Origin of the sequence: Clostridium sp. YIM B02500 (genome assembly GCF_022324665.1) — a bacterium.
GTDB classification, from domain to species: Bacteria; Bacillota; Clostridia; order Clostridiales; family Clostridiaceae; genus Clostridium; species Clostridium beijerinckii.
The window spans coordinates 57,570-67,348 of record NZ_JAKGTE010000030.1 but is presented as its reverse complement, the minus strand read 5'-3'; the positions used below and the strand labels follow the sequence as shown (position 1 = coordinate 67,348).

Below are 9,779 nucleotides of genomic sequence, written 5' to 3'. Positions count from 1 at the left end.
TCGCTATCAGAGAAGGCGGAAGAACTGTAGGTTCTGGAGTTGTTACTAAAATAGTAGAATAAGATACATTTATATTTGACGGTAAAAGCAAGGAAATTACACCTTGCTTTTATTTTATGAATTATATAATCTAGTTAGTATTTCATAATAAAATCAGATTGTTATCACAAATATTTATTTATTATCGAAAATAAATTATGACAAACTGATATAAAATTTTTAGTAAAGATAGCTAAAAAATCACCAAATATAAGGAATTAAAAAAAAATAGGAAAATGTAAAAAAAAGCTTGAAAAGACAATATAACAATAGTATAATTAAGAAGTTGCATAGCATACAGCGAGGATTCAAGAGGTTGCCGGACTTCCGGGTAATTCTTGATGAGTAAGTTTGGATCTAGAATCCGACGACAGGGATTCTGTATTAAGTTTGGATATCACGAAACACCTGGAACAGTTTACAGAATAGCCGCTGTTGTGCGTTAGAAGTAAAACGTACATAAAAGGAGGGAAATGAAATGTCAAAGCAAAAAATAAGAATTAGATTAAAGGCTTTTGATCATACAATTTTAGATCAATCAGCTGAAAAAATTGTTGAAACTGCAAAAACATCAGGAGCTAAGGTTGTAGGACCAGTGCCACTACCAACTGAAAAAGATGTTGTTACAATATTAAGAGCGGTTCACAAGTACAAAGATTCAAGAGAACAATTTGAGATAAGAACTCATAAGAGATTAATCGATATTGTTAATCCATCACCTAAAACTGTTGATGCATTAATGAGATTAAATCTTCCAGCGGGTGTTGATATAGAAATCAAGCTTTAGTACTGGAAATAATATAAAACGGCTAGTTATGATTGTTAACAGTCCGCTAATTAGTTTGGGAGGTGTAAATACATGAAAAAAGCTATAATTGGAAGAAAAGTTGGAATGACACAAATTTTTGATGAAAAAGGAAAAGTGATTCCTGTAACTGTAGTAGAAGCTGGCCCATGTGTTGTTGTTCAAAAGAAAACATTAGAAAATGATGGTTATGAAGCAATACAAGTTGGTTTCGATGAAATAAGAGAAAAATTAGCTAATAAGCCAAGAAAAGGTCACTTTGCTAAGGCTGGAGCTACTTTAAGAAGAACTCTTAAAGAATTTAGACTTGACGATATAAGTCAATACGAAGTTGGAAATGAAATAAAAGCTGATGTATTTGGAGCAGGAGATAAAGTTGATGTATCTGCAGTATCTAAGGGAAAGGGTTTCCAAGGATCAATTAAAAGATGGAATCAACAAAGAGGACCTATGACTCATGGTTCTAAGTTCCATAGAGCACCAGGTTCAATGGGAGCTTCATCAGATCCATCTAGAACATTCAAAAACAAGAGAATGCCAGGACATATGGGATCTGTAAATACAACAGTACTTAATTTAGAAGTTGTTAAAGTAATAGCTGAAAAGAATTTAATACTAATTAAGGGTGGAATCCCAGGACCTAATAAAGGTACAGTAGTAATTAAAGATACAGTTAGAGCTTAATTTCTTTGAAGAAAGGAGGAAATAAAATGCCTACAGTAGGAGTATTTAATAAAGAAGGAAATAAAGTTGCAGATATGGAGTTAAATGAAAATGTATTTGCAGCAGAAATTAATGAATATGCATTGCACCAAGTAGTAGTTGCATTATTAGCTAACAAAAGACAAGGAACTCAATCAACTAAGACTAGATCTGAAGTTAGAGGAGGCGGAATTAAGCCTTGGAGACAAAAGGGTACTGGAAGAGCAAGACAAGGTTCTATCAGATCACCACAATGGATCAAAGGTGGAATTGTATTCGCACCAAAGCCAAGAGACTACAGAGTTTCAGTTCCAAAGAGTATGAGAAAGGTTGCTATGAAATCTGCTTTAACTAGCAAGGTTCAAGATAATCAAATGATAGTTCTTGATTCATTAAATTTTGAAGCACCAAAAACTAAGAGCATGATAGAAATGCTAAAGGCTTTAGAAGCTAATAAAGCATTAATTATAACAGCTGAATCAAATGAAGTTGTTTATAAGTCAGCAAGAAACATTCAAGGAATAAGTGTTATTCCTGCAAACAACATCAATGTATATGATTTATTGAAATATGAAAAATTAATCATAACTAAAGATGCTGTATCAAAAATTGAGGAGGTGTACGCATAATGAAATTAACAAGCCATGATATAATAAGAAAGCCAATCATAACTGAAAAAAGTATGGCGTCTATGGCCGAAAAAAGGTACACTTTCATAGTTCATGTTGATGCTAATAAATCTCAAATAAAGAGAGCTGTGGAAGAAGTTTTCAATGTTAAAGTTGAATCTGTTAACACTATAAACGGCTTAGGTAAAACTAAGAGAATGGGCGTACATGTAGGTAAGAGATCAGATTACAAGAAAGCTATAGTTACATTAACTGAAGAAAGTAATGGAATTGAATTCTTCGAGGGAATGCAATAATAGTAGAATAAAGCCATTATTGGTGATCAACACCAGAGAAGCTTGAAGAAGGAGGGAATTTTAAATGGCAGTTAAAAAGTTTAACCCTATTACACCAGCAAGAAGACAAATGACTATGCCAACTTTTGAAGAAATAACTTCACAAGAACCAGAAAAGTCACTTCTTGTTGCATTAAAGAGTAAAGCGGGTAGAAATGCTCAAGGTAAAATTACTGTTAGACATCGTGGCGGCGGTGTTAAGAGAAAATATAGAATAATAGACTTTAAAAGAAATAAAGATGAAATCCCAGCAAAGGTTGCAACTATAGAATATGATCCAAACAGATCAGCATATATTGCTCTTGTTATATATAGCGATGGAGAAAAGAGATATATTCTTGCGCCAGCAGGATTAAAAGTTGGAGATGTAATAGAGTCTGGAGTTAATGCTGATATCAAACCTGGTAATGCACTTCCATTAAAGAACATACCAGTAGGTACAGTTATTCACAACATAGAATTACAAAGAGGTAAAGGTGGTCAATTAGTTAGAGCAGCAGGTGGATCAGCTCAATTAATGGCTAAAGAAGGAGATTATGCAACTCTTAGATTACCATCAGGTGAAATGAGATATGTAAGAATCGAATGTAGAGCTACAATAGGAACACTTTCTAATGCAACAAACGATATTGTTAATATCGGTAAAGCTGGTAGAAAGAGACATATGGGATGGAGACCAACAGTTAGAGGATCTGTAATGAACCCTAATGATCACCCTCATGGTGGTGGTGAAGGTAAATCTCCAGTTGGTAGACCAAGTCCAGTTACTCCATGGGGTAAACCAGCACTTGGATACAAAACTAGAAAGACTAAGAAATATTCAGATAAATTTATTATCAAAGATAGAAGAGCTAAGTAGTTTGAGGAGAATAGTAAGTTCTCTTCACAACTTAGACCTTAGTGTTTATGAAGGGAGGCATATTAGTGAGTAGATCAACAAAGAAAGCACCTTTTGTTCATGAGGGACTTTTTAAGAAAATAGAAGAAATGAATGGTAATGGAGAAAAAAAGGTTGTTAAGACTTGGTCAAGAAGTTCAACAATTTTTCCACAATTCATAGGTCATACAATTGCTGTTCATGATGGAAGAAAGCATGTACCAGTATATATATCAGAAGATATGGTTGGCCATAAATTAGGTGAGTTTGTATTAACTAGAACTTATAAAGGTCATGACGATAAAACATCAAAAAGATAGCCTGGAAAGGAGGATCATAAATGGAAGCTAGAGCTATAGCAAAATATATTAGAATGTCTCCAACAAAGGTAGGAGTAATTCTTGATTTAATAAGAGGAAAACAAGTTAACGAAGCTTTTGCTATTTTACAATATACTCCAAGAGAAGCAGCGGTAGTTATAAATAAAGTTTTAAAATCAGCTGTTGCTAATGCAGAAAACAATTTGGAATTGAATGCTGATAACTTATATGTTTCAGAGTGTTTCGTTGGTCAAGGATCAACATTAAAGAGATTCCAACCTCATGCTCAAGGTAGAGCATTTAAAATATTAAAGAAAACAAGCAATATAACAGTAGTTGTTAAAGAAAGAGCTTAATAAGATAAAAGGAGGGAAAAGCAAGTGGGTCAAAAAGTAAATCCTCATGGCCTTAGAGTAGGTGTTATCAAGGGATGGGACGCAAAATGGTATGCTAACAAGAAAAACTTTGCTGATAATCTTATAGAAGATAACAAGATCAGAAAATTTGTGAAAAAGGAACTTTTTTCTGCAGGTATTTCTAAAATTGAAATTGAAAGAGCTGCTAAAAGAGTAAAATTAAACATATATACAGCAAAGCCTGGTGTTATAATAGGTAAAGGTGGATCTGGAATTGAGGCTTTAAAAAATAAATTAACTCAATTCGTTGAAAATAAGAATGTTTTAATAAACATAGTTGAAGTTAAAAGTGCAGAAGCTGATGCACAATTAATGGCTGAAAATATTGCTGCACAATTAGAAAAAAGAATTTCATTCAGAAGAGCTATGAAGCAAACAATGCAAAGAGCTATGAAACACGGAATAAAAGGTGTAAAAACTGCTTGTTCTGGTAGATTAGGTGGAGCAGAAATAGCAAGAACTGAACATTATCATGAAGGAACAATTCCACTACAAACATTAAGAGCTGATATCGATTATGGATTTGCTGAAGCAGATACAACATATGGAAAAATCGGAGTTAAGGTTTGGGTTTATAATGGAGAAGTTCTTCCAACTAAGAAAGTAGAAAAGGAAGAGGCTAACGCATAGGAAAGGAGGAATAGATCATGTTAATGCCTAAAAGGGTAAAACATCGTAAGGTGCAACGTGGTAGAATGAAAGGTAAAGCTACAAGAGGTAATTTCTTAGCTTATGGTGATTACGGAATCCAAGCGCTAACTTGTGGATGGATAACAAGTAACCAAATTGAATCTGCCAGAATTGCTATCAATAGATACATTAAAAGAGGTGGAAAACTTTGGATAAAGATTTTCCCAGATAAACCAGTTACAGAAAAGCCAGCTGAAACAAGAATGGGTTCAGGTAAAGGATCACCAGAATACTGGGTTGCAGTAGTTAAACCAGGTAGAGTACTATTTGAATTATCAGGAGTACCAGAAGAAACTGCAAGAGAAGCAATGAGACTTGCTTCACATAAACTTCCTGTAAAAACAAAATTTGTTTCAAAAAGAGATTTTGAGGAAATGGGTGGTGAAGAATAATGAAGGCTAGAGAATTAAAAGAATTGAAATCAAGCAATCCTCAAGATTTAACAGTTAAATTGGGCGATCTTAAAGCGGAGTTATTTAATTTAAGATTTCAATTAGCTACAGGACAATTAGAAAATCCAATGAGAATAAGAGAAGTTAAGAAATCTATAGCCCAAATAAAAACCATCTTAAGAGAAGAAGAATTAAAAGCATTGGAACAATAAAAGTTGGAAGGAGGTAAGCCCTAATGGAAAGATCATTAAGAAAGAAAAGAATTGGTAGGGTTGTTTCTGATAAAATGGAAAAAACTATTGTAGTTGCCGTTGAAACTAAGGTTAGACACCCATTATACGGTAAGACAGTTAATAGAACTACAAAGTTTAAAGTACATGATGAGAATAATGAAGCTAAAATTAATGATAGAGTATCAATAATGGAAACTAGACCTTTATCTAAAGATAAGAGATGGAGACTTGTTGAAATAGTTGAAAAGGCTAAATAAGCTTTAAAACTGAAAGGAGGGTAATTTAATGATACAACAACAAACCTTATTAAAGGTTGCAGATAATTCAGGTGCAAAAGAAATTATGTGTATCAGAGTATTAGGTGGATCTAAAAGAAAGTTTGGTAATATCGGCGATGTTATAGTTGCTAGCGTTAAAAGTGCAACACCAGGTGGAGTTGTTAAAAAAGGTGATGTTGTAAAGGCAGTTGTAGTTAGATCAGTAAAAGGTGTAAGAAGAGCTGATGGTTCATATATTAAATTTGACGAAAACGCAGCAGTTATAATCAAAGATGATAAGCAACCAAGAGGAACTCGTATCTTTGGACCTGTTGCTAGGGAGCTAAGAGATAAAGAATTCACTAAAATTTTGTCATTAGCACCAGAAGTTCTATAAGAGGAGGTGGCCAACTTGAAGATACATGTAAGAAAGAATGATACAGTTATTGTTATATCTGGAAAAGATAAAGGCAAAACTGGTGAAGTGTTAAAAGCGTATCCAAAGACAGGAAAAGTTCTTGTTCAAGGAGTTAATATAGTTAAAAAACATCAAAAAGCTAATAAGGGTCAAGTTGAAAGCGCTATAATTGAAAAAGAAGCAGCAATCAACAGCTCAAAAGTTATGTTATATTGTAACAAATGTAAGAATGCGACTAGAATTAGTAACAAAGTTTTAGATGATGGTACTAAGGTTAGAGTATGTAAAAAATGCGGAGAAACATTCTAGATTTTGAAAGGAGGTAACTAATATGACAAGACTTCAAGAAAAATATCAAAAAGAAGTAGTTCCAGCTATGATTGAAAAGTTCGGATATAAAAACATAATGGAAGTACCAAAGCTAGAGAAGATAGTAATCAATATGGGAGTTGGAGAAGCTAAGGAAAATCAAAAAGTGCTAGAATCAGCAGTTAATGATTTGACTTTAATAGCAGGTCAAAAGCCTGTATTAACAAGAGCTAAAAAGTCTGTAGCTAACTTTAAAATTAGAGAAAATATGCCACTAGGATGCAAAGTTACTCTAAGAAAAGCTAACATGTTTGAATTTGCTGATAAACTAATGAGCATCGCACTACCAAGAGTTAGAGATTTCAGAGGGGTTTCTAGCAAAGCTTTTGATGGTAGAGGAAATTATTCATTAGGAATTAAAGAACAATTAATATTCCCAGAAATAGAATATGATAAGATAGATAAAGTTAGAGGAATGGATATAATCTTCGTTACTACAGCTAACACTGACGAAGAAGCTAGGGAATTATTAAGATTCCTTGGAATGCCATTCGCTCAATAATAAGGAGGGAAACACATTGGCACGTAAGGCTATTATTGAAAAGTGGAGCAAAACTCCTAAATACAAGACAAGAGCTTATACAAGATGTAGAATATGTGGAAGACCACATGCTGTATTAAAAAAATATGGAGTATGCCGTATTTGTTTTAGAGAACTTGCTTATAAGGGCGAAATTCCAGGTTGTAGAAAAGCAAGTTGGTAAGATATACGATGTAACGAAAGGAGGCACATTAAATGGTTATGACAGATCCTATAGCAGATTTATTAACTCGTGTAAGAAATGCTAATGCTGTAAGACATGAAGTGGTAGAAGTACCTTCTTCAAACGTAAAGAAGGAAATTGCAAATATATTATTACAAGAGGGTTATATAAAAGAAATAAATGAATATAACGATGGAGTTGTTCCAATGTTAAGATTATCTCTTAAGTATGGAGCTAATAAAGAAAGAGTTATAACTGGTATTAAGAGAATTTCTAAACCAGGATTAAGAGTTTATTGCAAGAAAGACGAGGTACCAAAAGTTCTTAATGGATTAGGTATCGCTGTTGTTTCAACTTCAAATGGAATAATGGTAGATAGAGAAGCTAGAAAGAACGGATTAGGTGGAGAAGTAATCTGCTACGTTTGGTAATATCTCAGATAAATTAAACTAGATAAAATTGTAAAATGCAATTTTAAAATAATACAGGAGGTGCAATTATGTCAAGAGTAGGTAGATTACCAATAGCTATTCCTGCTGATGTAACTGTTACTGTAACACCAGACAATTTAGTTACAGTTAAGGGACCAAAAGGTGAATTAGTTAAAACTATGCATAAAGATATTAGCATAGCTGTTGAAAACAATGAAGTAATTGTTACTAGACATAGTGAACAAAAAGATCACAGAGCTCTTCACGGTTTAACAAGAGCATTAATTAATAATATGGTAATTGGAGTAAAACAAGGGTACCAAAAAACTTTAGATTTAGTTGGTGTTGGTTATAGAGCTCAATTACAAGGTAAAAAGCTTGTAATGAACCTTGGATATTCACATCCAGTTGAAATTGAACCTATTGACGGAATCACATTTGAAACTCCAGCTGCAACTAGAGTAATAGTTAGCGGAATCGACAAGGAAAAAGTTGGATTTGCTGCAGCGGATATAAGAAAATGGAGAGTACCAGAACCATATAAGGGTAAAGGTATTAAGTATGAAAATGAAGTGATCAGACGTAAAGAAGGTAAGACTGGTAAGAAATAATAGAAAGGAGTGAGTTTTATGTTCAAAAAGGTAGACAAAAAGGCGAGCAGAGAAAAACGTCACCTTAGAGTTCGTAAAAAAGTTTTTGGAACTGCGGAAAGACCAAGACTTTCAGTATTTAAGAGTGAAAAGAATATATATGCACAAGTTATTGATGATATAAATGGTGTTACATTAGTAGCTGCTTCAAGTTTAGAAAAAGATTTTGCTGCAAAAGGCGGAAACAAAGAAGGTGCTAAACTTGTAGGTGAATTAGTAGCTAAAAAAGCTATAGAAAAAGGAATTGACGTAGTGGTATTTGATAGAGGCGGATACATATATCACGGAAGAATTCAAGAATTAGCACAAGCAGCTAGAGAAGCTGGCTTGAAATTCTAATTAAACAAGGAGGGAAATAAATGAGAATCGATCCTAGTACACTAGACCTTAAAGAAAAGGTTGTTTTCATAAACAGAGTTACTAAGGTTGTTAAGGGTGGTAGAAACTTCAGATTCAGCGCTCTAGTTGTTGTCGGAGACGAGAACGGACACGTTGGCGTTGGAATGGGTAAGTCAATCGAAATCCCAGAAGCAATAAAAAAAGGAATAGAAGATGCTAAGAAGAACTTAGTAAGCGTTGCAATGGTAGGAACAACAATTCCTCACCAAGTTAATGGTAAGTTCGGAACTGCAAATGTTCTAATTATGCCAGCTAAAGAAGGTACAGGAGTTATTGCTGGAGGTCCAGCAAGAGCAGTACTTGAATTAGCAGGATTAAAGGATGTTAGAGCTAAATCATTAGGTTCAAATAATCCTAATAACATGGTAAATGCTACAATAAACGGATTAGCTAGCTTAAGAACAGTAGAAGATATAGCTAAATTAAGAGGCAAATCTGTTGAAGAAATATTAGGTTAAGGAGATATTGCAATGGCTAAATTAAGAATTACATTAGTTAAGAGCTTAATAGGTAGAAAAAAAGACCATATCGCTACTGCAAATGCTCTTGGACTAACAAAGATAAGAAAAACAGTAGAACCTGAGGCAACACCTCAAGTTCAAGGTATGATAAAAAAGATTGAATATCTATTAAAAGTAGAAGAAGTATAAAAACAAGGAGGTGCACTGAATATGAAACTTCACGAATTAAAACCAGCAGCAGGTAGCAAGAAAGCACCTAAAAGAATTGGTAGAGGTACTGGTTCTGGATTAGGAAGAAATGCTGGTAAAGGTGAAAAGGGTCAAAATGCAAGATCAGGTGGTGGCGTAAGACCTGGTTTTGAAGGCGGTCAAATGCCTTTATATAGAAGACTTCCTAAGAGAGGTTTTACAAACATTTTTTCAAAGAAGATTGTTAGCATAAATCTTGACAGATTAAATATCTTTGAAAATGGTACTGAAGTTACTCCAGAATTATTACTTGAAAGAAGAGTTGTAAGTAAGGTTTTGGATGGAGTAAAGATTCTTGGAAACGGAACATTAGAAAAAAGCTTAACGGTTAAAGGATGTAAGTTCTCTAAGTCTGCTATAGAAAAGATTGAAGCAGCTGGGGGAAAAGTTGAGGTGATGTAAA

General features: G+C 33.7%; 21 protein-coding genes. All 21 read left to right on the top strand.

The features are described from left to right. Positions 1-517 precede the first annotated feature (517 nt). The 21 genes from rpsJ (at position 518) to rplO (ending at position 9,778) form a co-directional block, all read left to right on the top strand. A complete protein-coding gene (gene rpsJ, locus L1S46_RS20725) occupies positions 518-826 on the top strand; it encodes a 30S ribosomal protein S10 (protein WP_002582605.1) in 309 nt (102 codons plus the stop codon). 72 nt (positions 827-898) lie between these two features. Continuing rightward, on the top strand, positions 899-1,528 hold the full coding sequence (gene rplC / locus L1S46_RS20720) for a 50S ribosomal protein L3 (protein WP_011967511.1): 630 nt from the start codon (positions 899-901) through the stop codon (positions 1,526-1,528). A gap of 26 nt (positions 1,529-1,554) precedes the next feature. Continuing rightward, positions 1,555-2,175 carry a 50S ribosomal protein L4 gene (rplD, locus tag L1S46_RS20715; protein WP_011967512.1) on the top strand — a complete coding sequence of 207 codons (621 nt, stop codon included), beginning with the start codon at positions 1,555-1,557 and terminating at the stop codon, positions 2,173-2,175. Then, positions 2,175-2,471, top strand: a complete 297-nt coding sequence (gene rplW, locus L1S46_RS20710; RefSeq protein ID WP_011967513.1) for a 50S ribosomal protein L23 — start codon at positions 2,175-2,177, stop codon at positions 2,469-2,471. The genes rplD and rplW overlap by 1 nt, the downstream gene beginning before the upstream one ends. 64 nt (positions 2,472-2,535) lie before the next feature. Then, a complete protein-coding gene (gene rplB / locus L1S46_RS20705) occupies positions 2,536-3,369 on the top strand; it encodes a 50S ribosomal protein L2 (protein ID WP_017209698.1) in 834 nt (277 codons plus the stop codon). Between the two features lie 65 nt (positions 3,370-3,434). Beyond that, the gene (gene rpsS / locus L1S46_RS20700; protein WP_023974821.1) at positions 3,435-3,707 is read left to right on the top strand and encodes a 30S ribosomal protein S19; all 273 of its coding nucleotides are present in this window, start codon (positions 3,435-3,437) and stop codon (positions 3,705-3,707) included. 20 nt (positions 3,708-3,727) lie between these two features. After that, on the top strand, positions 3,728-4,063 hold the full coding sequence (rplV, locus tag L1S46_RS20695) for a 50S ribosomal protein L22 (RefSeq protein ID WP_009167817.1): 336 nt from the start codon (positions 3,728-3,730) through the stop codon (positions 4,061-4,063). Positions 4,064-4,087: 24 nt separating this feature from the next. Continuing rightward, positions 4,088-4,753: a 30S ribosomal protein S3 gene (gene rpsC, locus L1S46_RS20690; RefSeq protein WP_011967516.1), complete on the top strand. Its 666-nt coding sequence runs from the start codon at positions 4,088-4,090 to the stop codon at positions 4,751-4,753. 17 nt (positions 4,754-4,770) lie between these two features. After that, positions 4,771-5,205: a 50S ribosomal protein L16 gene (gene rplP, locus L1S46_RS20685; protein ID WP_008426579.1), complete on the top strand. Its 435-nt coding sequence runs from the start codon at positions 4,771-4,773 to the stop codon at positions 5,203-5,205. Then, the gene (gene rpmC / locus L1S46_RS20680) at positions 5,205-5,417 is read left to right on the top strand and encodes a 50S ribosomal protein L29 (RefSeq protein ID WP_009167820.1); all 213 of its coding nucleotides are present in this window, start codon (positions 5,205-5,207) and stop codon (positions 5,415-5,417) included. The genes rplP and rpmC overlap by 1 nt, the downstream gene beginning before the upstream one ends. Before the next feature lie 23 nt (positions 5,418-5,440). Continuing rightward, positions 5,441-5,695, top strand: coding sequence for a 30S ribosomal protein S17 (gene rpsQ / locus L1S46_RS20675; protein WP_011967517.1), 255 nt, complete (start codon positions 5,441-5,443; stop codon positions 5,693-5,695). Positions 5,696-5,723: 28 nt separating this feature from the next. After that, a complete protein-coding gene (gene rplN, locus L1S46_RS20670) occupies positions 5,724-6,092 on the top strand; it encodes a 50S ribosomal protein L14 (protein WP_011967518.1) in 369 nt (122 codons plus the stop codon). A gap of 15 nt (positions 6,093-6,107) precedes the next feature. Beyond that, complete coding sequence (rplX, locus tag L1S46_RS20665; RefSeq protein WP_011967519.1) at positions 6,108-6,422, top strand: 50S ribosomal protein L24; 315 nt, start codon at positions 6,108-6,110, stop codon at positions 6,420-6,422. Positions 6,423-6,444: 22 nt separating this feature from the next. Continuing rightward, positions 6,445-6,984, top strand: coding sequence for a 50S ribosomal protein L5 (rplE, locus tag L1S46_RS20660; RefSeq protein WP_011967520.1), 540 nt, complete (start codon positions 6,445-6,447; stop codon positions 6,982-6,984). A 16-nt stretch (positions 6,985-7,000) separates the two neighbouring features. Continuing rightward, on the top strand, positions 7,001-7,186 hold the full coding sequence (locus L1S46_RS20655; protein ID WP_009167825.1) for a type Z 30S ribosomal protein S14: 186 nt from the start codon (positions 7,001-7,003) through the stop codon (positions 7,184-7,186). Positions 7,187-7,218: 32 nt separating this feature from the next. Next, positions 7,219-7,617, top strand: a complete 399-nt coding sequence (gene rpsH / locus L1S46_RS20650) for a 30S ribosomal protein S8 (protein WP_008426597.1) — start codon at positions 7,219-7,221, stop codon at positions 7,615-7,617. 68 nt (positions 7,618-7,685) lie between these two features. Beyond that, positions 7,686-8,228 carry a 50S ribosomal protein L6 gene (rplF, locus tag L1S46_RS20645; RefSeq protein ID WP_011967521.1) on the top strand — a complete coding sequence of 181 codons (543 nt, stop codon included), beginning with the start codon at positions 7,686-7,688 and terminating at the stop codon, positions 8,226-8,228. Between the two features lie 18 nt (positions 8,229-8,246). Beyond that, the gene (rplR, locus tag L1S46_RS20640) at positions 8,247-8,606 is read left to right on the top strand and encodes a 50S ribosomal protein L18 (RefSeq protein WP_011967522.1); all 360 of its coding nucleotides are present in this window, start codon (positions 8,247-8,249) and stop codon (positions 8,604-8,606) included. Positions 8,607-8,626: 20 nt separating this feature from the next. After that, positions 8,627-9,124, top strand: coding sequence for a 30S ribosomal protein S5 (rpsE, locus tag L1S46_RS20635; protein WP_011967523.1), 498 nt, complete (start codon positions 8,627-8,629; stop codon positions 9,122-9,124). Between the two features lie 12 nt (positions 9,125-9,136). Further along, the gene (gene rpmD, locus L1S46_RS20630; protein ID WP_011967524.1) at positions 9,137-9,316 is read left to right on the top strand and encodes a 50S ribosomal protein L30; all 180 of its coding nucleotides are present in this window, start codon (positions 9,137-9,139) and stop codon (positions 9,314-9,316) included. 21 nt (positions 9,317-9,337) lie between these two features. Then, entirely contained in the window at positions 9,338-9,778 is a 441-nt protein-coding gene (gene rplO / locus L1S46_RS20625; RefSeq protein WP_238900837.1) for a 50S ribosomal protein L15, read from the top strand. Position 9,779 lies beyond the last annotated feature (1 nt).

Excerpts from the sequence above, each read along its gene's own strand:
- rplC (WP_011967511.1), top strand. The coding sequence starts at position 899 with ATGAAAAAAGCTATAATTGGAAGAAAAGTTGGAATGACACAAATTTTT.
- rpsQ (WP_011967517.1), top strand. The coding sequence starts at position 5,441 with ATGGAAAGATCATTAAGAAAGAAAAGAATTGGTAGGGTTGTTTCTGAT.
- rplW (WP_011967513.1), top strand. The coding sequence starts at position 2,175 with ATGAAATTAACAAGCCATGATATAATAAGAAAGCCAATCATAACTGAA.
- rplN (WP_011967518.1), top strand. The coding sequence starts at position 5,724 with ATGATACAACAACAAACCTTATTAAAGGTTGCAGATAATTCAGGTGCA.
- rpsH (WP_008426597.1), top strand. The coding sequence starts at position 7,219 with ATGGTTATGACAGATCCTATAGCAGATTTATTAACTCGTGTAAGAAAT.
- rplV (WP_009167817.1), top strand. The coding sequence starts at position 3,728 with ATGGAAGCTAGAGCTATAGCAAAATATATTAGAATGTCTCCAACAAAG.
- rplD (WP_011967512.1), top strand. The coding sequence starts at position 1,555 with ATGCCTACAGTAGGAGTATTTAATAAAGAAGGAAATAAAGTTGCAGAT.
- rpsJ (WP_002582605.1), top strand. The coding sequence starts at position 518 with ATGTCAAAGCAAAAAATAAGAATTAGATTAAAGGCTTTTGATCATACA.
- rpmC (WP_009167820.1), top strand. The coding sequence starts at position 5,205 with ATGAAGGCTAGAGAATTAAAAGAATTGAAATCAAGCAATCCTCAAGAT.
- rplE (WP_011967520.1), top strand. The coding sequence starts at position 6,445 with ATGACAAGACTTCAAGAAAAATATCAAAAAGAAGTAGTTCCAGCTATG.
- rplB (WP_017209698.1), top strand. The coding sequence starts at position 2,536 with ATGGCAGTTAAAAAGTTTAACCCTATTACACCAGCAAGAAGACAAATG.
- rplF (WP_011967521.1), top strand. The coding sequence starts at position 7,686 with ATGTCAAGAGTAGGTAGATTACCAATAGCTATTCCTGCTGATGTAACT.
- rplR (WP_011967522.1), top strand. The coding sequence starts at position 8,247 with ATGTTCAAAAAGGTAGACAAAAAGGCGAGCAGAGAAAAACGTCACCTT.
- rpsE (WP_011967523.1), top strand. The coding sequence starts at position 8,627 with ATGAGAATCGATCCTAGTACACTAGACCTTAAAGAAAAGGTTGTTTTC.
- rpmD (WP_011967524.1), top strand. The coding sequence starts at position 9,137 with ATGGCTAAATTAAGAATTACATTAGTTAAGAGCTTAATAGGTAGAAAA.
- rplP (WP_008426579.1), top strand. The coding sequence starts at position 4,771 with ATGTTAATGCCTAAAAGGGTAAAACATCGTAAGGTGCAACGTGGTAGA.
- rplO (WP_238900837.1), top strand. The coding sequence starts at position 9,338 with ATGAAACTTCACGAATTAAAACCAGCAGCAGGTAGCAAGAAAGCACCT.